Below are 20224 nucleotides of genomic sequence, written 5' to 3'. Positions count from 1 at the left end.
ACTTCAAACCCCTCGGCAACGTACAGACCCGGGAGGTTTTCCCACGGCCTTCGTAACACACGCCGGGCATTCCTCGGACGCGCCTCCCGCCGCGCCGGACATCTTGGCGAGGTGATCGCCACTTGCCATGTCGAGAGCGCGGGAGAAATTAGCCAACGCTCGATCGCCCAACGGGTTTCGATGCGGTGTGACGTCCTGGCCACGGTTCCGCCCGCTTCATCGCCGATCGAACGGCACAGAGTTTCACGAGGACACGATGCTCGTCGATCATCAGCGGCACCGGCGGGACGACACACACCACACGGTGCCGCCGGGCGCCTACGGGCCGGATTCCCATCGCCCCCGGGACTCGACGCTCCGGCGCTTCCTCGGCGGCTCGCCCGCCGGCGTGATGGCGCGCCTGCTGTTCCTGTCGATCCTGGTCGGCGCCTTCATGTCGATGCTCGGCGTGACCCCGGGGCGCCTGTTCTGGCACCTCTATGACTCGACCCGGGCGCTGCTGGAGGTCGGCCTTGCCTCGCTGCACGATTTCGGCGGCTGGATCGTCGCGGGGGCGATCGTGGTCGTGCCGCTCTGGTTGATCGCGCGGCTCTTCGCCGTCTCGCGCTGACCGGCAGCCCACGCGTCGGCGCGCGTTCAAGATGGTTTGCGTCCGCGTGGGTTCACGAATCGTTCGTGCCCGCTAAGCTTGCGGCATGACGACCGTGATCCCGCGCCTCGACCGACCGACGCATCGCCGGGTGCTGGCTCTCGCCCTGCCGATGACGCTCGCCAACGTCACGACGCCGATGCTCGGCTTCGTGGGTGCGGCGGTGATCGGCCGGCTGGGCGACGCGGCCCTGCTCGGGGCCGTCGCGCTCGGCGCGGTGATCTTCGACGCGATTTTCTGGTCCTTCGGCACCCTGCGCATGGCGACCGCCGGGCTGACCGCGCAGGCGGTCGGCGCCCGAGATGACCGGGAGGTCGACCGGATCCTGGCCCGGACGCTGGCGGCGGGTGGACTGATCGGCCTCGTCCTCGTGACCCTGCAGGGCTTGGTCGGGCCGATCGCCTTCGCGATCAGCGGGGCGAGCGACGCGGTGCGCGCCGGGCTCGCCACCTATTTCCACATCCGCATCCTGTCGGCACCCTTCGTGCTGGCGAATTACGGGGTGCTCGGCTCGGTGCTGGGCCGCGGCCGGACCGATCTCGGCCTGCTGCTCCAGGTGGCGATCAACCTGATCCATATCGGGCTGACGCTCGCCCTGGTCCTGGGCTTCGGTTTGGGGCTAGCCGGGGCGGCGCTGGCCACGGTCTGCGCGGAAGCGCTGGGATTCGGGCTGGGGCTGGTCGTCCTGGGGCGGCTGGGCTCGCATCCGTTCCGGGTGCGCCTGCGCGACCTGCGCGACGCCGCAGCCCTGCGCCGGACGCTGAGTGTCAACGTCGACGTGATCCTGCGGACGCTCGCGCTGATCACCGCCATCGTCCTGTTCTCGGCACTCGGGGCCCGGCAGGGCGACGTGGTGCTGGCGGCCAATTCGGTGCTGTGGAATCTCTTCCTGATCTGCGGCTTCTTCCTCGACGGCTTCGCCACCGCGGCCCAGACGCTGTGCGGGCGCGCGGTGGGCGCCCGGGACGAAGAGGCGTTCCGCGCCTCGGCCGCTTTGAGCCTGCGCTGGTGCCTCGGTTTCGGGCTCGGGGTGAGCCTGCTGTCGCTGGTCGGCGGCCCCGCCTTCATCGACTTCGTCACGACGAACGCGCCGGTACGCGAGACCGCGCGGGCCTATCTGCTCCTGGCCGCTCTGGCCCCGCTCGCGGCCGCGGCGCCGTTTGCCTATGACGGGATCTATATCGGGGCGACCTGGACGCGGGCGATGCGCAACCTGATGCTGTGCGCCCTGGCTGTCTACGTCGCGACGCTGGCGCTGGTGCAAGCGCTCGGCCTCGGCAATTTCGGGCTGTGGCTCGCCTTCGTGGCGTTCCTGGGCGCCCGCGGGTTTGGTCAGGCCGTCGCGTACTCGGCGCTCGCCCGCGCCACATTCACGTCCGGTATCCCGCAATCCCTTCGGAATGCAGCCTGAGGCGCCGGGGGCGGGTTAGGTCGACCGTCGCACCGCCCTGTCAGCGCGGGTCCTTCCACGTGGTGGCGACGGCGGCGGGCGCCTCCGCCGCTGCGGATCTTTTCACGGAAGGCGCCTCCCGCGGCACCGCGGCCTCCGCCGGGCGCGGGAGGGGCCGCCGCGAAGCCGCATCGCGGTAGCGGCGGCCGCGCCGCACGCGGCGGTGCCGCCGTTCCGTCGAATGACCGACGAAGCCACCGACCACGGCCCCCGCGACGGCACCGATCGGTCCGCCGACCAGAGCGCCCGCGACGGCCCCGGAGCCGACCCCGAGCGTCGTCCGGCTCTGCGCGCCGGCCGGTCCAGGCACGGCGAGTGCGCCGACCAGAACGAAGGCGGCCAGAACTTTGCGCATGTCAGAGATTCCACAGTCCGAGATTTGAATACGGGCCGCTTTTAATCGTCTGAACATGACCAAACCGCGGCTTCGACTCTCGAAGATTGAGGCTGGTGTCAAACCACGGCGGAACTCACGAAACCGTACCTCTGGGGGTGTGGCGCGCCGCGCGACGTGCTTTAGGGTGCGCTGCAACGACGACGGGCCGCGCGAGCGGCCGCATGCGGGAGAAGCCCATGGCCCTGACGACCGACCTGCGCCTGCGCCGGAGCGTGCTCTACATGCCCGGCTCGAACCAGCGGGCGCTCGACAAGGCGAAGACGCTGCCGGTGGACAGCATCATCCTCGATCTCGAGGATGCGGTCGGCCCGGAGGAGAAGGAACTCGCCCGCACGCAGGTCTGCGCGGCGGTCAAGGGCGGGGAATACGGCAGCCGGGAGCTCGTGATCCGGGTCAACGCGCCGCAGACACCCTGGGGCGAGGCGGATCTCCATGCCGCCATCGAGGCCAAGCCCGACGCGATCCTGATGCCCAAGGTCTCGTCACCAGCCGTGCTGGAGAGCATCGCCGACCGGTTGGAATCCCTCGATGCACCGGAGAACCTCGCGATCTGGGCGATGATCGAGACGCCGGCCTCGATCCTGAACATCCAGGAGATCGCCCGGGCCAAGCGCGACCCGCGCAATCGCCTGACCTGCCTCGTGCTCGGCACCAATGACCTCGCCAAGGACACCTGGGCGAAGATCGTGCCCGGCCGCGTGCCGATGCTGCCCTGGATGATGATGGCTTTGGCCGCTGCCCGGGCCGAGGGCCTGGCGATCCTCGACGGTGTCTACAACGACATCGCCGACACCGAGGGCTGCCGCGAGGAATGCCGTCAGGCCCGAGACCTCGGCTTCGACGGCAAAACCCTGATCCACCCGACGCAGCTGGAGCCCGCCAACACCTCGTTCGCACCGACCGAGGAGGAGGTGCGCCGGGCCAAGCTCGTGATCGAGGCGTTCGAGCGGCCGGAATACGCCAAGCGCGGCGCGATCAAGCTGGAGGGCCGGCTCTACGAACGGCAGCACCTCGGCGTGAACCGTCGGGCGGTGACCTGGGCGGAGGCCATCAAGGCGAAAGGGTTCTGAGGGGCGGGCGGACGGACGTGTTTCGTTCGCTGCGCCAGCGAAAGCCACAGTCCCCCCTCGCCCCGCTTGCGGGGAGAGGGATGCGGCGACCCTGTCGTCGGCGCATCGAGGCGGCAGCCGAAGGTGAGGGGGCGATTCTGGAGGAGTCTCGTCCTAAATCGCCCCCTCACCGCCGCTGCGGCTTCGCCGCCGCTTCCCGCACGGACGACGAGGTCCATGCGGGCCTCTCCCCGCGCGGGGAGAGGGATTCGCCGGCTGAAAATCCCGACCCTCAAACAGACACCACCGTAAATCGCGTCCGCTGCGTCCGCGCATCCCGGGCCGTGACGGCGATGTGGCCGCCTTCCTCAAGCCCGGCCAGCGCCCGCAGCACGAGCGCGTGCTCCACCCCGAAAGTGCGCGCAAAGGCGCGGCTGTCGCCCGGCAAGCCGACTTCCAGCGACGCAAGAAGGCCAGCCTCGAGAGGCGGCAGCGTTGGGTGGGCCGCCGATACCCGGTCGAGGGCCGCGACGAACGCCGCTTCCTCGGGCGATGTGCTCACGCCGCCGCGCGCGCCTCAAGCGTCACCAGCACCGACTTGGAGGTCGGCGTGTCGCTCTTCTCGCCGAAGGTCGAGAGCGGCACGAGCACGTTCAGCTCCGGATAATAACCTGCCAGCGCACCACGGGGCATGTCGAACGGCACGAGGCGGAAATCCTCCGCGCGCCGGGTGATGCCGTCATCGTGCGTCCCGACGATGTCGACGCGCTCGCCGAGCCGGTCGCGGATCTCCACGAGGTCGTCGGGGTGGGCGAACACCACGCGGCGCTCGCCGTAGACGCCTCGGTATCGATCATCCAGGCCGTAGATCGTGGTGTTGTACTGGTCGTGGCTGCGGAAGGTCTGCAGCACGAAGGTGTCGTTCGTCTTCCGCGCGGCCTGATGCTCGGTCTCGTCCGGCAGGGCATCGGCGGAGAAATTGGCCCGGCCCGTGGCGGTCTCGAACACCCGCTCGGCCGCGAGGTTGCGGAGCTTGAAGCCGCGCGGCTTGCGAACCCGGCTGTTGTAATCCGAGAAGCCGGGGATCGTGGCGGCGATCGCCGCGCGGATCCGGTCGTAATCGGCCGCGAAACCGGGCCAATCGATCGTTGCGGTACCGACCGTCGCCGCAGCGATCCCGGCGATGATCGCGATCTCCGAGCGCAGCTCCTTCGAGGCCGGCTTGTTGATGCCGCCCGAGCCGTGAACCATGCTCATCGAATCCTCGACGGTCACGATCTGGGTCTTGCCCTCCGCGTTCCGGTCGATCTCGGTACGGCCGAGGCAGGGCAGCAGGTAGCCGACCGCGCCCGGCACGAGATGGCCGTGGTTGAGCTTCGTGGCGATGTGCACGGTGAGCCGGCATGAGGCCAGAGCCTGCGCCACCACCGGGGTATCGGGGGTCGCCCGCAAAAAGTTACCGCCGAGCCCGATGAAGGCCTTGGACGTGCCGTCCCGCATGGCCCGGATCGCCGCCAGCACGTTGTGGCCGTGCCGGCGCGGCATGGCGACCCCGAAATGCCGCTCCAGCGCATCGAGGAAGTCCGCCGGTGGCCGCTCGTTGATGCCGACCGTCCGATCGCCCTGCACGTTGGAATGGCCGCGCACCGGGCAGAGCCCCGCACCGGGTCGGCCGATATGGCCGCGCAGGAACAGGAGGTTGGCGATCTCGCGGATCGTCGCCACCGAGTGCCGGTGCTGGGTCACGCCCATGGCCCAGGTCGCGATGACCCGCTGAGCCCCGAGATAGACATCCGCCATCGCGGCGATCTCGTCCATCGTGAGGCCCGACTGGTCGAGGATCGCCTCCCAGGCGGTCGCCTCGACGGCGGCGCGGTAGGCGTCGAGCCCCGCGGTGTGGTGCTCAAGGAACGCCCGGTCGAGGAGCGAGGGCCGGCCGGCCGCCAGCGCCTCGGCGTCGCGGTCGAACACGATCTTGGCGATGCCCCGGAACGCCGCCATGTCGCCGCCGGAGCGCGGCTGCAGGTAGTGACTGGCGATCGCGCCGCTCGAACCGCGCAGCATCTCGACGGTGTTCTGCGGGTCGGCGAAACGCTCCAGCCCGCGCTCGCGCACCGGGTTCAGCACCACGATCTCGGCGCCGCGCTCGGCCGCCCGGCGCAGGTCGCCGAGCATGCGCGGATGGTTGGTGCCGGGATTCTGGCCGACGCAGAAGATCGCGTCCGCCTTCTCGAAATCCTCCAGCAGCACCGTGCCCTTGCCGATGCCGATCGCATCGACGAGGGCCACGCCGCTGGCCTCGTGGCACATGTTGGAGCAGTCGGGGAAGTTGTTGGTCCCGTAGGCGCGGGCGAAGAGCTGGTAGATGTAGGCGGCCTCGTTCGAGGCGCGGCCCGAGGTGTAGAACTCGGCCTGATCCGGGTGATCGAGCCCGCGGAGTTCCGCGCCGATCTCCGCGAAGGCCTCGTCCCAGCTCACCGGCAGGTAGCGGTCGCTTGCCGCGTCGTAACGCAGCGGGTGCGTGAGGCGACCCTCGCCCTCAAGGGCGTAGTCGCTCCAGGTCCGCAGCTCGGTGAGCGTGTGCTTGGCGAAGAAGGACGGCGGCGTGCGCTTGTCGGTCGCCTCCCAGGAGACGGCCTTCACGCCGTTCTCGCAGAACTCGAACGACGAGCCGTGCTCCGGGTCACCCCAGGCGCAGCCGGGGCAATCGAACCCGTCGGGCTGGTTCGCCTTCAGCAGGGCGCGGGCGCCCGTCAGGGGCGCGCGGCTGCTGAGCAGATGCTTGCCGCAGCTCTTCAGAGCACCCCAGCCGCCGGCGGCGGAGGAGCGCTTGGAAGACCCTTTAGACTGGGCCATGAACCGTCCTGAAATTGATGACACGAGCAATCTCGCAACCGCGAGATAAGCGTGTCTGCGCCGCCCTCACAATGGCGTGCGGGCGCAGGCCCCTCATGCACGGGGCACAGGCTAAACGCCCGTTGTGCAAAGTGTTTCTAAGGAATGATCCAGGGTATCTACGCGGCGCGGGCGAGATCCCCCGCATCACGCCCGACCAGCGCGTCGAGTCGCGTCACGCCCGCCCGGTCCATCCGCTCCCGCAGCCCCGCCTTGATGCGCCCGATCAATCCCGGCCCGTCATACACCAGGGCCGAGTAGAGCTGCACGAGGCTCGCGCCGGCCAGGATCTTGGTCCAGGCGGCCTCGGCCGAGTCGACGCCGCCGACGCCGATCAGCGGCAGGTCTGTGCCGAGTCGCAGCCGCGCCTGGGCCAGCATCCGCGTCGCCGGCCCGAACAGGGGCCGGCCGGACAGCCCGCCGGTCTCCCGGGCGAGCCCCTGGTCGACGAGGCACGCAGGGCGCGCCACCGTGGTGTTCGAGACGACGAGCGCCTGCACGCCCCGGCGCCGGGCGGTGGCGCAGACGGCATCGAGGGCGTCCAGCGCCATGTCGGGGGCGATCTTCAGCAGGATCGCCGCGGACGCACCGGTCGCGTCCCGGGCCTCGACCGTGCGGGCGAGCAGATCGTCCAGGAACGCCTCGCCCTGAAGATCGCGCAGGCCTGGCGTATTCGGCGAGGACACGTTGACGGTGACGAAGTCGATCAGGGGCGCCAGGGTGGATGTGCACGCCGCGTAATCGGCCAGGCGATCGGCCGACTCCTTGTTGGCCCCGATATTGACGCCGACGATGCCGGGCCGACCGGCCCGGGCGCGCAGGCGGGCGGCCACGACCGCCAGCCCCTCGCTGTTCAAGCCGTAGCGGTTGATCACCGCGCGGTCGGCGGTGAGACGGAAGACCCGCGGCTGCGGATTGCCGGGCTGAGGCTGCGGCACGACGCCGCCGACCTCCACGAAGCCGAATCCCAAGCCGAGCAGCGCGTCCGGCACACGCGCGCCCTTGTCGAAGCCGGCCGCGAGCCCGACCGGATTGGGAAACCGGCGACCGAGGAGTTCGACGGCCAGCCGTGGATCGTCGTCGGGCCGGCGTCCGGCCGGCATGAGCGCCAGGGCGCGCAGGGTCAGATCGTGCGCGCGCTCCGCGTCGAGGCGGTGGAGCAGCGGCCGGACGAGCGGAAAGACCGTGCCGATCATGCCGGCAGGAGCCCGGCCGGGAACACGTGCCGGCCTTCCGCATCGAGGGGCAGCGCGTCTACCGACGTCACGGCATTGAGGGAGAGCGGGCCATAGAGATGCGGGAACAGATCGCCGCCCCGCGACGGCTCGTGGCGCAGGGCGTCGCCGAGGGCTTCCGCGTCGACGGCGATCAGGAGCAGATCGGCCTGCCCGGCGAAGTGGCGGGCCGCCGTCTCGGCCGCCTGGGCCGCGGTCGAGAAGTGGATGAAGCCGTCCTGACGGTCGATCGGGGCGCCCTCGAACCGCCCCGCGGCCTCGGCCTCCTGCCACAGATCACGCGGACAGATCTTATAGATGAGCGCCATCGAAGCTCCCCGAACCGTGGCGTGGATAGAGGTGCCGCCGACCTGCGGCAACACCGAGACGCCCCGCGATTCGAGGAGCGATTGCAATCTGCCGCCTATAGTTCTACTTTCCTACGACTAGGCGGCGCGTCATAGAGCAACGTCCGGGCCGGGATATCAGGCCGCGGCCGCGGCAGGTCTGATGTTTCCGTGCGTAACCGCGGGGTGCCGACCCTGCCCGGCGGGATATCGTCTTCGTGCCCCTACGACGGCCAGCCTCAAGCTGGCAGGATGGAGGCGCCGGCCCGCTCACGGTGAAGCCTTCGAGTCCGCCATGCTGTCGCACGAGCAGATCTGGAACGCCATCGACCGGCTCGCCGAACGGCACGGTTATTCGGCCTCGGGCCTTGCCCGCCGCGCCGGACTCGATGCGACGAGCTTCAACCGCTCCAAGCGTGTCGGTGCGGACGGGCGCAAGCGCTGGCCCTCGACGGAATCGGTCTCGAAGGTGCTGGCCGCCACCGGCTCCAGCCTGGACGAGTTCCTCCGGCTGATCGAGGCGCGGGAGATACCGGCCCGCACCATGGTCCCGCTGATCGGTCTGACCCAGGCCGGCGCCGGCCGCCTGTTCACCGACGAGGGCATGCCCACCGGCGGCGCGGGCTGGGAGGAGATCGAGTTCCCGGATCTCGGCGAGGAGCGTGCCTTCGCACTCGAGATCCAGGGCGATTCGATGATGCCCCTGTTCCGCGACGGCGACGTGCTGATCGTCTCGCCGACCGCAAGCGTGCGCAAGGGCGACCGCGTCGTGGTCCGGCTGCACGGGGGCGAGGTGCTGGCCAAGGAACTGAGGCGGCGCACGGCCCGGACCGTGGAGCTTGCCTCTCTGAACCCCGAGCACGCGGATCGGGTCCTGAATCTCGGCGAGGTCGCCTGGATGGCGCGGGTGATGTGGGTGCGGCAGTAGAGACCTTCGGCTCGACCGAAGGCCCCGATCGTCACAGACGGCTTGGCCGCGGCGGCGTTCGCCGTTATCGCTGGCCCGTCGCGGGCCTCCCGCATCCGCTGAGCGCGAACGCAGCATGGCGCAACCCGGGACGGATCCCCACGCGGAGGCGCTGTCGCCCGAGACACGTGCGCTCTTCGACGCCCTGCCGACGCCGAGCCTGCTGCTCGATGCACAGGGCCGCATCCGTCACGCCAACCCCGCCCTCGAACGCCTGACCGCGCAGCCGGCGGAGGCGCTCGTCCGGCAGGGGCTCGACCTCATCAAGGCCCCGCACGCTCAGACGCCGCACACACCTGATCCCGCCCGCAACGGCGCGCAGGAATTCCCGGCGGCGCGGGCGGACGGGACGAGTTTCTGGGCCTGCCTGACCACGGTACCGCTGCCCGGCACCCCGTTCCGGATCGGCCAGATCCTCGACATCACGACGCGCCGCGAGGCGGAGGGTGCGCTCGCCCTGTCCCGGCAGCGCGAGGCGCTGGGGCTCCTGACCAACAGCGTCGCCCACGAGTTCAACAACTTCCTCCAGATCCTGATCGGCTACATCGACGGCCTGAAGCGCCGGCTCGGTGACCGCCAGGAACCGTTCATCCAGCGAGCGATCTCCCGCTCGGCCGACGCCACCGAGCGGGCGGCCATCCTGACGCGCCAGCTCCTCGCCTATTCCCGCCGCATCGCCCCGGACGTGCGGGCGGTCGATCTCGATGCCATCGTGGCGGATCTCGCGGCGCGCATCGCGCCCGACCTGCCCGCCGGGATCCGCCTGACGGTCACGCCCACCGCCGGCCTGCCGCGGGCGATCAGCAACCCGACCCAGATCGAGTTCGCCGTGCGGCACCTCGTCGCCAATGCCTGCGAGGCGATGCCTTCCGGGGGTACCCTGACGCTCTCGACCTTCCGGATCGACCCCGGCGACCGGGCGATGCAGCATCCGGGGGAGGGCAGCGTCGGCATCCTGGTGGCCGATACCGGGCAGGGCATGTCGCCCGAGATGCTGGCCCGGGCGCTCGCCCCGTTCCAGACCAGCCGCGAAGCCGGCCGCGGCGCGGGCCTCGCGATCGTCCACGGCCTGATGAAGCGGCAGAACGGGACCATCACCCTCGACAGCCGGACCGGCGCGGGGACGGAGGTGCGTCTATCGTTCCCGGCGGCACCGGACCGGACGCTGCATTGAGCGCTCTCCACCGAAGTGGAGACCGGTTCGGCGCATGAGCGCGCTTCACAACAGGCGCGGAGAGCCGCGCGCGATTGCGACGCGCACGGTACACGACAGTGATGCCAGCGTCGCCGGATGAGGCGGAGGTTCCCTCTCCCACACTGGCGAGGGGGCCTGTCGCGCTTGCCAACCCTGTCCGGCGGACGCATGTCGCGTATCGCGTGCAACGCGATCGGGCACGGCCCTAAATCACCTTGCGCCCTGCCGGATCGGCCATGCGCAACAGCGAACGTCACCGCGCCGTCGCTGACGCAGGACTAAAACCCGCGCTCAGCCGTTCCCATATTGTTGCTGGCGCTCCGCGCCGTTCGGTTCTCGTCCCCAGGGGCCTGTTCATGTTGACTCAGATTTCGCGCCGCCGGCGTGTGGCCGCCCTCCTGGCGCTGGCCACCGCGCTGACCGTCGCGGCGCCCGTCGTCGAGGCCCGTCCGGGCGGCGGCGGCTCCATGGGCTCGCGCGGTTCGCGCACCTTCAACGCGCCCTCTGCCACGCCGACAGCGCCGGGCGGCGGCATGACGATGCAGCGTTCGCAGACGTCTCCGTCCCCCGGGATGGGCAGCCCCGGTATGCAGGCCCCCGCGCAGGGTCGCCGGTTCGGCGGCGGCTTCTTCGCGGGCCTGCTCGGGGCCGGCCTGATCGGCGCGCTGCTCGGCGGCGGCTTCTTCGGTGGCCTCGGCGGCCTCGCCTCGATGATCGGCCTGCTGTTCCAAGTCGGGCTGGTCGTGGTCGTGGTGATGCTGGCGCTCCGCTTCTTCCGCCGCCGGAACGAGCCGGCCGGCGCGGGTGCGCCCTACGCGCGCTCGTCCCTCGACGGCCAGCAGGGTCCGACCGGCCCGATGGGCGGTGCACCGGGCGGTCCCGGCGCCGGAATGTTCGGCGGCCAGCGCCCGCCGCAGAACCGCCCCGTGCAGATCGGTCCGAACGACTTTCAGGCGTTCGAGCGCCTGCTCGGCGACATCCAGGACGCCTACTCCCGTGAGGATCGCGTCACGCTCGGCAACCTGTCGACGCCCGAGATGGTCAGCTACTTCGACGAGGAGCTGCGTAACAACGCGTCCCGCGGCGTGGTGAACAAGATCACGGACGTGAAGCTGCTCCAGGGTGACCTCGCGGAATCCTGGGGCGAGGATCGCACCGACTACGCCACCGTCGCGATGCGCTACGCCCTCAAGGACGTGATGGTGGAGCGGGCCGGCGGCCGGATCGTGAGCACGGATTCGTCGGAGGCCACCGAGTTGTGGACCTTTCAGCGCCAGCCCGGCCGCGGCTGGGTGCTGTCGGCGATCCAGCAGACCCGCTGACCGCACTGCGCCCCGGCATGCGCCGGGGGGCTGCTTACCTCAGGCCGGCGCCGCCTCCGCGGGGCCGGCTTTTCTTTGGGCGTCCCACAGGTTGGCGAGGTCCACGAACCCCGACACCGGGATCTCCTCGGCCCGCGCGGTCTCGGCGAGGCCCGCGGCCTCCAGAAGGCGTCCGGCCTCCGGTGTCAGGGCCTTCAGGCTCTGGCGCAGCATCTTGCGGCGCTGGCCGAACGCCGCACGGGTCACCGCCTCGAGCGCTCCGACGCGGCAGGGCAGGGGCTCCCGTCGCGGCACCAGCCGGACCACGCTCGACGTGACCTTGGGCGGCGGCACGAAGGCCGTGGGGCTGACATCGAACAGGATCTCGGCCTCGCTGCGCCAGCCGCACAGCACGCCGAGGCGCCCATAATCCGCCCGCTGCTCCGGCCCGGCGACGATCCGCTCGGCCACCTCGCGCTGGAACATCAGTACGGCCTGATCCCACCAGGGCGGCCACGCCGCACCGTCGAGCCAGCCCGTAAGCAGAGCCGTGCCGACATTGTAGGGCAGGTTGCTGACGATCCGGGCCGGGCCGGACCCGATCAACGGCCGCGGATCGAACACCAGTGCATCGGCATCGACCACCTCCAGGCGTCCGGGATAATGAGCGGCGATCTCGGCCAGCGCCGGCAACGCACGGGGGTCGCGCTCGATCGCCACGACGCGGGCGGCGCCCTCGGCGAGTAGCGCCCGGGTCAGCCCGCCCGGCCCGGGGCCGACCTCGACCACCGTGATGCCCTCGAGCGGTCCTGCGGCGCGAGCGATCCGGCCCGTCAGATTGAGATCATACAAAAAGTTCTGACCGAGTGCCTTCTTGGGTTCGAGCCCGTGCCGGGCGACGACCTCGCGGAGCGGGGGTAGACCGTCTCCGGCGCTCATAGCTCGTCCTCGGGGTCGAAGTGCCGGGCGCCGACGGGTCTCGGCCGTCCGGCATAGACGTTGGACGGGATGACCTCGCCGCCGGGCGTTGCAGCGGGATCGGCAGAGTTGGCGGCGAGCCGGGCGGCCAGGCGCAGGGCCGCCATGAGGCTGTCGGGCCGCGCGATCCCCTGGCCGGCGATATCGAAGGCCGTGCCGTGGTCCGGAGAGGTGCGCACGAAGGGCAGGCCCAGGGTGACGTTCACGCCGTCGTCGAACGCGATGGTCTTGATCGGGATCAGGGCCTGGTCGTGGGTCGGCGCCAGGGCGACGTCATAGGCTGCCCGGGCGCGGGCGTGGAACAGGGTGTCGGCTGGCAGTGGCCCCCGGATGTCGATCCCGGCCGCGCGCAGCCGCGCCACCGCGGGGGCCAGCACGTCGCGATCCTCGTGGCCGATCGTGCCGGCCTCGCCGGCATGGGGGTTCAGGCCGGCAAGCACGAGGCGCGGCTCCGGCAGCCCGAATTTCTGTCGCAGGTCCCGGGCGACGATGGTGGCGGTTTCCTCCACCAGGTCCTGTGTGAGGAGGCCGGGCACATCCTTCAGGGGCACGTGGATCGTCACCGGCACGACCGAGAGCCCCGCGCTCCAGATCATCATCACCGGCCGCGGCGGCGTGCGCCCGGGGGGCACCGACAGGGCCGCCAGGAACTCGGTATGGCCGGGATGGGCGAAGCCGGTCCGGGTCAGAACGAACTTGGCGATCGGGTTAGTGACGACGGCACTGGCGCGGCCGGCCTTCACGAAGCCCACGGCGGTGGTGATCGACTCGATGGTCGCGCCCGCGTTGACGGTGTCCGGAACGCCGGTCTCAGCGCTGACAAGGGCGCCGCTCGGCAGAGGCACCACCGGCAGGGCGCGGGGAAACACCTCGGCGGCGGTCTCGGGATCGACCTCGGCCACCGGGACGGGGCGGTTCAGGCGGTTCGCGAGGCGCTCGATGAACGCCGGATCGGCCACTAGGAAGAAGGGCGGCAGCGGATCGGCACCGCCGCGCGCGAGCCAGGCGCTGAGCGCCAGTTCCGGACCGATTCCGGCGGGGTCTCCGAGGGTGAGGGCGAGGGGCGGCATGGAGGGTCTATAGCGCCCGCCGGACGCGGGCGCATCCGCGTCGCCGCCGTCCGGCGGCGATTACCGCACCGAGGCGATGCCGTCCGCGGTGGTCGCGGTGCCGACGTTCTGGCGCAGGTCCGCCTCGCCCAGCGTCTTCAGCTCGACGCGCAGCAGCACCGTCTGGTTGCGCTCGCGCACGCCCGTGGCGGTGGCGATCGGCGAGTTGATGTAGTTCAGCGAGACCGTGGTGCACTCGTCTTGGTAGCCGCCGCCGAAGCTCGCCCCGGAGAGGTAGAACCGGCCCGGATTCTGGTAGGTCGGCACGGTCCCGATCGGGTTCACCAGATAGGAGGCCAGCGCGTCCTGATAGGTGTTGCGGACGTCGAGGTAGTGCGTGAGGTCGACCAGCAGCGAGCCGGAGATGAACCAGTTCGGCGTGATGTTGTAGGTGGCGGTGGCGGTGACGCCCTCGCGGTAGTGGCTGTAGCCCAGCAGCGGCTGCGCCTCGTAGTACGAGTAGAACGCCGACAGGGTCAGCGGCAGGAACGGCGCGAACCGGGCCGTCGCACCGGTCTCCAGCCGCGCCACGTGGAAGTCGGACTGGTTGAACCGGGCCCGGGTGATGAAGGTGATGTTCTGGTTCGGCGAGACCTGGAACCGGCCCACGAAATCCGACCGTTGGGTTTCGAGCCCGGAATCGAGGCCGACATCGGCGATGTCGCCGCGGCGGAACGAGTTCACGCCCGCAAGCTGGACCGACTCGCCGAACAGCACGTTGGCGTACCAGCCCGACGGCGTCACGACGGAGTATTGGCCGCCGAGATTGGTGCGCACGCCGCCCTCGACCCGATCGTAGCCGGAGAACTTGTCCCACTCGAACAGCGAGGTGTCGTCGAAGACGAGGCTCTGCGCGTCCTCGTTCGGCAGGTGGCCGATCCGCGTCTCGGAGGGGCGGGCGATGATCTGGCCGATCGGCTCCAGGGTGTGGACGCCGAGGGCGCCGAAATTGGCGACGAACGGGTAGCGGTAGTCGAGGCCGATCGCCGGCATGACCCGGCCGGCCAGTCCCTGGTCGACATGGGCGATCTGCGGGACGAGGTTGTTCTGGTAGCCCGAGAAGTCCGTGCTGTTGAAGAACGCGTCAGTGCGCAGATAGGCGAAGGGCGTGAACTTCTGGCCCAAATCGTCGATGAAGCTGCGCCGCCAGGACAGCTCCGCGGAGGCGCGGGTGTTGTTGCCGGCGAGCCCCTGGATCGCGCAGGTGCCACGCTGGAACACCGTGCAGGTCTGGTACAGCGGGAAGCTCACGCCGTTGACGCTCGGCGAGAACAGGTAGCTCGACGTCCGCGGCAGGCCCTGGAACTGCGTCGTCTCGCGGTTCAGGCTGGTGATGTTCGCCTGGAAGCGCACCTCGCCGCCGATCTCCGCGGGGCCGTTGATGCGCTTGTCGTAATCGATCACCGGCGCGACGATCGGCTGCTGCTTCTGCCAGTCGAAGCTCGACAGACCCTTGAAGTAGTAGCCCCGCGCCTCGAACCACGAGCGGTCGCCTTGGCCGATCAGGTAGGCGGTCGAGGTCGCCTCGCGGAAATAATCGGTGGTGATGTTCTGGTTGCGGATCCGGTAATTGTCGAGGAACCACTTGTCGGTGACGCCGACGAGGTCCCAGCCGGCGCGCCAGCGCGGGTTGATGTAGAACCGGCCCTGGGACTCGACCGAGCCGCGGAAGTCCCGCTCGCCGGCGCCGAGCGGACTCGGCAGGAAGGCCGAGGGCGTGGTCTGCGAGATGCCGGACAGGCGCAGGTTGTAGAAGCCGTTGTCGACCCGCTGGCGGAACTCGCCCTGCGCCAGGAGACCCTGGCGGCTGAGCACGGTCGGCGTCAGGGTCAGGTCGTAGTTCGGCGCGAGGTCCACGAAATAGGGGATCGACACGCCGGTGCCGAGCGCCGTGGTGCTGACGAAGCGCGGCGTCAGGAAGCCGGTCTTGCGCTTCACCGTCGGGTCCGGCGCCTCGAAATACGGCAGGTAGGCGACCGGGATGCCGGCGAGTTCGAGCGTCGAGTCGTCGAAGTAGACCGTGTGGGTCTCGTTGTCGTGGATGATCTTCTTCGCCTTGATCTGCCAGAGCGGCGGCGTCTCGGGGTGGTCCTTGCAGGGCTCGCAGGCGGTGTAGCTGCCGGATTCGAAGCTCGTCTGCTCGCCGTTCAGGCGCTCGGCCCGGGGCGCGGAGAAGCGGGTGCGCACGGTCTCGAACTTGCGCTGCACCGTCTGCTGGCCGCGGAAGGCATCGACGAAGCCGGTCTTGAAGTCGTCGGTGAGTTCCATGCGCTCGCCGGTCACCACGCCGCCATCGGCTTCGGTGAGGCGGACGTTGCCCTCGGCGAAGACCCGGCCGGTGTTCCGGTCGTAGCGCACCCGGTCGGCCTGCAGCGTCCGGGGCCCGTAATGCAGCTCGGCATTGCCGCGCGCGGTCACCGTGCTGTGGTCGTTGTCGTAGATCAGCTCGTCGGCCTCGACGAGGAGCTTGTCGCCGGGCTTGCCGGTCCTGAGCTCCGGCAGGCCTTGCGCGTGCGCCGACAGGCCACCCGCCAGCGGCGCGGCAAGCGCCAGCATGACCAGGAGACCCGCCTTCCGCAGGATGTCGGCGACCTTACGCAACGCGTGTCCCAACCCCTGTGACGTCAACCGCCACCAACCCCACCACCGGTCTCCCTGCCCACGCGTGACCGCGAGCGTCAGCCGTCTTCCTGGTACAGAAGCGTGAGCGTACCGAGAAGACTGCCTACCACGGCGGGGAACCAGGCCGCCACCGGTGCGGCGACGAGACCGGACGCTCCGAGCCCCTCCATGACCTGTCGGATCACGTAGAGGGCGAAGCCGGCCGCGACGCCTCCGAGGACGAGTTTGCCAACACCACCAAAGCGGAAGAACCGTAAGGAAACGGTTGCAGCGACGATCACCATCGCAACGAAGAGGATGGGTCTTGCCCACAGGACATCGTACTGGAGGCGGTATCGGGTGGCGTCCAAACCGGCCCGCTCGGTCCGTGCGATCGTTGTGGGAAGTTGCCAGAAAGGCACAGATTCCGGGGGTGTGAAGCGCTGCCGGACCTGCCCGGGGTCGAGATTCGAGGCGATCAGGTAGGTGTCGAACGACTCAGGCGGCGCGTCCGGCGTGAGAACGCGCACATCGGTCAGCTCCCAGTAGCCGTCGTGGAGCGTGGCGTGGGCGGCCACCAGCTGGTCCACGAACTTGCCCGACGCGTCGAACGCGAAGACCGAAACGCCCGACAGGATCGTGGTGCCCTCGATCGCGGTCTCGGCGCGCAGGATCGCCTCGCCGTCGACGCCCTTCTGGCGGATCCAGAGATCCTTGCCGGAACTCGCCTTCGTGGCCTTGGCGAAGATCTTCGCCTCGATCTCGGTGGAGCGCTGCTTCAGCATCGCCGAGACTGGGTTGTAGATCCCGACCGCCGCCGCACCGAGGGCCAGCGCCACGAAGATCCCGGGCTGCAGGAACTGCCACGCCGAGATGCCGGCCGCCCGGGCCACCACCAGCTCCAGCTTGCGCGAGAGCTGGAGCAGGGCCGCCATCGAGCCGAACAGGACCGCGAAGGGCAGCACGCCCTCGGCCACCGCGGGGGTCCGGTAGAGGGAGAGCTGCGCCATCAGCCCGGTGGAGGCGCCCTGGGTCTCGCCGGCGCGGCGCAACAGCTCCACGAAATCGAGGGTGTAGACCAGCGCGAAGACGGTGACGAAGACGCCGAGCACCGTGCGCGCGAAGCGGGCGGCGAAGTAGCGCCCCAGGGTTGGGCCGATGAACATGGCCGGGTCAGGTCGCCGGCGCGAGGCGGCGGCCGGGCAGGAGACCCCGCAGCCCCCGCGCCACCGCAGCGTTGAACGCCCGCACCCGGGGCCCGAAGAAGATGACGAGGCAGGACAGACCGATCGAGAGCAGCGGCACGCCATAGACCGCCGCCACCGCTGCCTGGCTGCGCGCCGCCGCACTGACCGCCGCGAAGCCCGCGATGCGCAGCCCCACCACTGCGAGGATCGCCCCCGCGATGGCGAGCCCGCGCCCCTGGCGGGTGGTGCGGGGGTCGCCGAGCGCCGCGAACGCGATGAAGGCGAAGGCCAGCGGGTACAGGCAGGCGGAGAGCCGGTCGTGCAGTTCCGCCCGGAAGCGGCCCTTCTGCAGCTTGTAGTAGCCCTCGCTCGCATCGGGGAACAGGAGCTGCGTGGTCGAGCGCTCCCGCGGCTTGTAGATCGTGTCGGCATCCGGGGGCGCGAATGCCGCGAGGTCGATCGTGTAGCGCTCGAAGGTCAGGATCGAGGAATCGCGCGAGTCCGTCTGTTGCTGATGGACGCTGCCATTCTCCAGGATCAGGTAGCTCTGCCCATCGATATCGACGGCGTTGCCCCGGTCGGCGAGGTAGACCTTGGTCTTGCCGGCCTCGCGGCGGTCCTGGATGAACAGGCCCTTAAGGGTGCCGCCGGGTCCGCGCTCGCGGAAGTGGAAAGTGATGCCGTTGTCGAGCTGGGTGAACTGACCCTCCTTGACGACATTGGCGATGAAGTCGCCGCGCACCCGGGTGATGACGTCGCGCAGCTCCTGAAAGCTTGCCGGCATCACGACGACGACCAGGAATCCGATCACGAAGCTGACGATCACCGCGAGCCTGCGGAACGGGCGCAGGAGCGCCCGGGGCGGCATGCCGGCCGCCGACATCACGATCAGCTCGGAATCGCCGTTGAGCTTGTTGAGGGCGTAGATCGTGCCGATGAACAGGGCCACCGGGGCGATCACGACGATCAGCGTCGGCAGTGACAATCCCGTGACGAACAGGAAGACGAGCAGCGTCTGCCCCTTCGCGGTCACGAGATCGAGCTCGCGCAGGGCCTGCGTCAGCCAGATGGTGCCGGTCAGCCCGATCAGGCAGGCCAAGGTGGCCCCCAGGGCGATCCGGAAGATGTAGCGCTCGATCTGCCTCATCGGCCCGGCAGTTCCGCTTGTTCCTTCGCACCCTCGAGGCGGGATGACCCGACAAAAGGGGCGATTCGAGGGCTTTCGCGCCGCGTTGCGTTCTCCGTCTCAGCGGCTACACAGGGCGGATGGCCTGCGCGGGCACCGCGCGGCCTCGGTTTGCGGCTCCACACAAGCGGGCCATAGGGCGGCAGGGATGGCGGCGGGTATGGCGGACGGTATCGAGATCGGTTTCGGTCCCCTGGAGACGAGCGGGCCGGGCCCGGGTGGATCCGGCGATCTCGTGGTCTTCGTCGGCGACGACTTGGCCCTCGGATCAGCGGCCCGGGAGATCATCGGTGCGTCCGGCGCGGATCTCGTCACCCGCGCGGCCGCCTCGGAAAAATTCAAGGGCCGCTCGCTCAGCGCGATGAGCCTGCCGGCGCCCGCGGGCATCGCGGCGGATCGCCTCGTGGTCGTGGGCCTCGGCTCCGACAAGGACCGCGCCAAGACCGACTGGCCGGCGCTCGGCGGCTTCACGGCCGGCAAGGTCTCGGGCCGCACCGCCCGCGTGGTGCTCGACTGGCCGGGTGCGACGGTATCGGCCCGCGAGGCCGGCGAGTTCACCCTGGGTGCGCGCCTGCGCAGCTACACCTTCGACCGCTACAAGACCAAGAAGAAGCCCGATGCCGAGGACAAGGCCGGGACGTCGCTGACCCTGCTGCTCTCCGACCATGAAGCGGCCTCCGGCGAGGGGGAGGGCGCCCGGACGCTCGCCGACAGCGTGATCCTGGCACGCAACCTCGTGAACGAGCCGCCGAACGTGCTCTTCCCCGAGGAGTTCGCCAAACGCGCCTCGGAACTCGGCACACTCGGCGTCGAGATCGAGGTGCTGGAGCCCGCCCGGATGCGCGAACTCGGCATGGGCGCGCTGCTCGCTGTGGCGCAGGGCTCCGTCCGCGAGCCGCGGATCGTGATCATGCGCTGGAACGGCGGCCCCGCCGGCGAGGCGCCCGTGGCGCTGATCGGCAAGGGCGTGATCTTCGATTCCGGCGGCATCTCGATCAAGCCGGGCGGCGGCATGGAGGACATGAAGGGCGACATGGGCGGCGCGGCCGCGGTGGTCGGGGCGCTCCACGCCCTCGCGTCGCGGAAGGCGCGCGCCAACGTGATCGGCGCCATCGGCATCGTCGAGAACATGCCTGATGGCGGCGCCTATCGGCCCTCCGACATCATCACCTCCATGTCCGGCCAGACCATCGAGGTGATCAACACCGATGCCGAGGGCCGGCTCGTGCTCGCCGACGTGATCACCCACGTGGTCCGCAGCTACAAGCCCAAGGCGATGGTGGACCTCGCGACGCTGACCGGGGCGATCATCGTGGCTCTGGGCCAGGACATCGCCGGGATGTTCTCGAACGACGACGCGCTGGCGGGCCATATCCACGCGGCCGGCGAGGCCACGGGCGAGAAGGTCTGGCGGATGCCGCTGATCCCCGCCTACGACAAGGCGATCGACTCCAAGTTCGCCGACATGAAGAACACCGGCGGTCGCCACGGCGGCGCGGCGACGGCGGCCTCGTTCATCAAGCGCTACGTCGAGGAGGTGCCGTGGGCGCATCTCGACATCGCGGGCGTAGCGATGTCGTCCAATGCCAGCGAGATCAACCGCAGCTGGGGCGCCGGCTGGGGCGTACGCCTGCTCGACCGGCTGGTGCGGGACCATTACGAGGCGAAGTAGGCTTGAGGCGCATATCGGCGGCGTGGA

17 protein-coding genes are annotated in these 20224 nt (G+C 70.0%); 7 read left to right on the top strand and 10 right to left on the bottom strand.

Going from position 1 to position 20224, the window contains the following annotated elements; genetic code table 11:
• Positions 1-256: 256 nt before the first annotated feature.
• Both MKK63_RS22410 and MKK63_RS22405 read left to right on the top strand, forming a co-directional pair.
• Complete coding sequence (locus tag MKK63_RS22410) at positions 257-610, top strand: DUF6460 domain-containing protein (protein WP_244005735.1); 354 nt, start codon at positions 257-259, stop codon at positions 608-610.
• An 85-nt stretch (positions 611-695) separates the two neighbouring features.
• Positions 696-2060 carry an MATE family efflux transporter gene (locus MKK63_RS22405; RefSeq protein WP_244005733.1) on the top strand — a complete coding sequence of 455 codons (1365 nt, stop codon included), beginning with the start codon at positions 696-698 and terminating at the stop codon, positions 2058-2060.
• Positions 2061-2100: 40 nt separating this feature from the next.
• On the opposite strand, the gene MKK63_RS22400 is transcribed toward MKK63_RS22405, so the two are convergent.
• The gene (locus MKK63_RS22400; protein WP_244005731.1) at positions 2101-2454 is read right to left on the bottom strand and encodes a hypothetical protein; all 354 of its coding nucleotides are present in this window, start codon (positions 2452-2454) and stop codon (positions 2101-2103) included.
• Between the two features lie 218 nt (positions 2455-2672).
• Between MKK63_RS22400 and MKK63_RS22395 the strand changes: the two genes are divergently transcribed.
• On the top strand, positions 2673-3566 hold the full coding sequence (locus MKK63_RS22395; protein ID WP_244005729.1) for an HpcH/HpaI aldolase/citrate lyase family protein: 894 nt from the start codon (positions 2673-2675) through the stop codon (positions 3564-3566).
• A 271-nt stretch (positions 3567-3837) separates the two neighbouring features.
• On the opposite strand, the gene MKK63_RS22390 is transcribed toward MKK63_RS22395, so the two are convergent.
• From MKK63_RS22390 to MKK63_RS22375, 4 genes are all read right to left on the bottom strand, one after another.
• A complete protein-coding gene (locus MKK63_RS22390; RefSeq protein ID WP_244005727.1) occupies positions 3838-4107 on the bottom strand; it encodes a hypothetical protein in 270 nt (89 codons plus the stop codon).
• A complete protein-coding gene (locus MKK63_RS22385; protein ID WP_244005725.1) occupies positions 4104-6401 on the bottom strand; it encodes an FdhF/YdeP family oxidoreductase in 2298 nt (765 codons plus the stop codon). The genes MKK63_RS22390 and MKK63_RS22385 overlap by 4 nt, the downstream gene beginning before the upstream one ends.
• Positions 6402-6559: 158 nt before the next feature.
• Positions 6560-7636 (bottom strand): quinone-dependent dihydroorotate dehydrogenase, encoded by a 1077-nt coding sequence (locus MKK63_RS22380; protein WP_244005722.1) that lies wholly within the window; start codon positions 7634-7636, stop codon positions 6560-6562.
• Positions 7633-7983 (bottom strand): DUF952 domain-containing protein, encoded by a 351-nt coding sequence (locus tag MKK63_RS22375; protein ID WP_244005720.1) that lies wholly within the window; start codon positions 7981-7983, stop codon positions 7633-7635. Before MKK63_RS22375 ends, MKK63_RS22380 begins: the two co-directional genes overlap by 4 nt.
• Positions 7984-8296: 313 nt before the next feature.
• On the opposite strand from MKK63_RS22375, the gene MKK63_RS22370 reads away from it, so the two are divergent.
• From MKK63_RS22370 to MKK63_RS22360, 3 genes are all read left to right on the top strand, one after another.
• Complete coding sequence (locus tag MKK63_RS22370) at positions 8297-8929, top strand: helix-turn-helix transcriptional regulator (protein ID WP_243917142.1); 633 nt, start codon at positions 8297-8299, stop codon at positions 8927-8929.
• 115 nt (positions 8930-9044) lie between these two features.
• Positions 9045-10142, top strand: a complete 1098-nt coding sequence (locus MKK63_RS22365) for a two-component system sensor histidine kinase NtrB (protein ID WP_244005718.1) — start codon at positions 9045-9047, stop codon at positions 10140-10142.
• A 377-nt stretch (positions 10143-10519) separates the two neighbouring features.
• On the top strand, positions 10520-11485 hold the full coding sequence (locus MKK63_RS22360; RefSeq protein WP_244005716.1) for a TIM44-like domain-containing protein: 966 nt from the start codon (positions 10520-10522) through the stop codon (positions 11483-11485).
• 39 nt (positions 11486-11524) lie between these two features.
• On the opposite strand, the gene rsmA is transcribed toward MKK63_RS22360, so the two are convergent.
• The 5 genes from rsmA to lptF all read right to left on the bottom strand — a co-directional run bounded on the left by rsmA (position 11525) and on the right by lptF (position 18486).
• Positions 11525-12403, bottom strand: a complete 879-nt coding sequence (gene rsmA / locus MKK63_RS22355) for a 16S rRNA (adenine(1518)-N(6)/adenine(1519)-N(6))-dimethyltransferase RsmA (RefSeq protein ID WP_244005714.1) — start codon at positions 12401-12403, stop codon at positions 11525-11527.
• The gene (gene pdxA, locus MKK63_RS22350) at positions 12400-13512 is read right to left on the bottom strand and encodes a 4-hydroxythreonine-4-phosphate dehydrogenase PdxA (RefSeq protein ID WP_244005712.1); all 1113 of its coding nucleotides are present in this window, start codon (positions 13510-13512) and stop codon (positions 12400-12402) included. The genes rsmA and pdxA overlap by 4 nt, the downstream gene beginning before the upstream one ends.
• A gap of 60 nt (positions 13513-13572) precedes the next feature.
• Positions 13573-16152: an LPS-assembly protein LptD gene (locus MKK63_RS22345; protein ID WP_244005710.1), complete on the bottom strand. Its 2580-nt coding sequence runs from the start codon at positions 16150-16152 to the stop codon at positions 13573-13575.
• A gap of 77 nt (positions 16153-16229) precedes the next feature.
• Entirely contained in the window at positions 16230-17318 is a 1089-nt protein-coding gene (gene lptG, locus MKK63_RS22340; protein WP_244005707.1) for an LPS export ABC transporter permease LptG, read from the bottom strand.
• 7 nt (positions 17319-17325) lie between these two features.
• Positions 17326-18486 (bottom strand): LPS export ABC transporter permease LptF, encoded by a 1161-nt coding sequence (gene lptF / locus MKK63_RS22335; RefSeq protein ID WP_244005705.1) that lies wholly within the window; start codon positions 18484-18486, stop codon positions 17326-17328.
• Positions 18487-18685: 199 nt separating this feature from the next.
• On the opposite strand from lptF, the gene MKK63_RS22330 reads away from it, so the two are divergent.
• Positions 18686-20197 (top strand): leucyl aminopeptidase, encoded by a 1512-nt coding sequence (locus tag MKK63_RS22330; RefSeq protein ID WP_244005703.1) that lies wholly within the window; start codon positions 18686-18688, stop codon positions 20195-20197.
• Positions 20198-20224: the final 27 nt, after the last annotated feature.

The sequence above is a fragment of the Methylobacterium sp. J-088 genome (assembly GCF_022829295.1).
Taxonomy (GTDB): domain Bacteria; phylum Pseudomonadota; class Alphaproteobacteria; order Rhizobiales; family Beijerinckiaceae; genus Methylobacterium.
This window is presented reverse-complemented; position numbering and strand designations above follow the sequence as displayed.

Coding starts and splice junctions, on each gene's coding strand:
- MKK63_RS22410 (WP_244005735.1), top strand. CDS start 257: ATGCTCGTCGATCATCAGCGGCACCGGCGGGACGACACACACCACACG.
- MKK63_RS22405 (WP_244005733.1), top strand. CDS start 696: ATGACGACCGTGATCCCGCGCCTCGACCGACCGACGCATCGCCGGGTG.
- MKK63_RS22400 (WP_244005731.1), bottom strand. CDS start 2,454: ATGCGCAAAGTTCTGGCCGCCTTCGTTCTGGTCGGCGCACTCGCCGTG.
- MKK63_RS22395 (WP_244005729.1), top strand. CDS start 2,673: ATGGCCCTGACGACCGACCTGCGCCTGCGCCGGAGCGTGCTCTACATG.
- MKK63_RS22385 (WP_244005725.1), bottom strand. CDS start 6,401: ATGGCCCAGTCTAAAGGGTCTTCCAAGCGCTCCTCCGCCGCCGGCGGC.
- MKK63_RS22380 (WP_244005722.1), bottom strand. CDS start 7,636: ATGATCGGCACGGTCTTTCCGCTCGTCCGGCCGCTGCTCCACCGCCTC.
- MKK63_RS22375 (WP_244005720.1), bottom strand. CDS start 7,983: ATGGCGCTCATCTATAAGATCTGTCCGCGTGATCTGTGGCAGGAGGCC.
- MKK63_RS22370 (WP_243917142.1), top strand. CDS start 8,297: ATGCTGTCGCACGAGCAGATCTGGAACGCCATCGACCGGCTCGCCGAA.
- MKK63_RS22365 (WP_244005718.1), top strand. CDS start 9,045: ATGGCGCAACCCGGGACGGATCCCCACGCGGAGGCGCTGTCGCCCGAG.
- MKK63_RS22360 (WP_244005716.1), top strand. CDS start 10,520: ATGTTGACTCAGATTTCGCGCCGCCGGCGTGTGGCCGCCCTCCTGGCG.
- rsmA (WP_244005714.1), bottom strand. CDS start 12,403: ATGAGCGCCGGAGACGGTCTACCCCCGCTCCGCGAGGTCGTCGCCCGG.
- pdxA (WP_244005712.1), bottom strand. CDS start 13,512: ATGCCGCCCCTCGCCCTCACCCTCGGAGACCCCGCCGGAATCGGTCCG.
- lptG (WP_244005707.1), bottom strand. CDS start 17,318: ATGTTCATCGGCCCAACCCTGGGGCGCTACTTCGCCGCCCGCTTCGCG.
- lptF (WP_244005705.1), bottom strand. CDS start 18,486: ATGAGGCAGATCGAGCGCTACATCTTCCGGATCGCCCTGGGGGCCACC.
- MKK63_RS22330 (WP_244005703.1), top strand. CDS start 18,686: ATGGCGGACGGTATCGAGATCGGTTTCGGTCCCCTGGAGACGAGCGGG.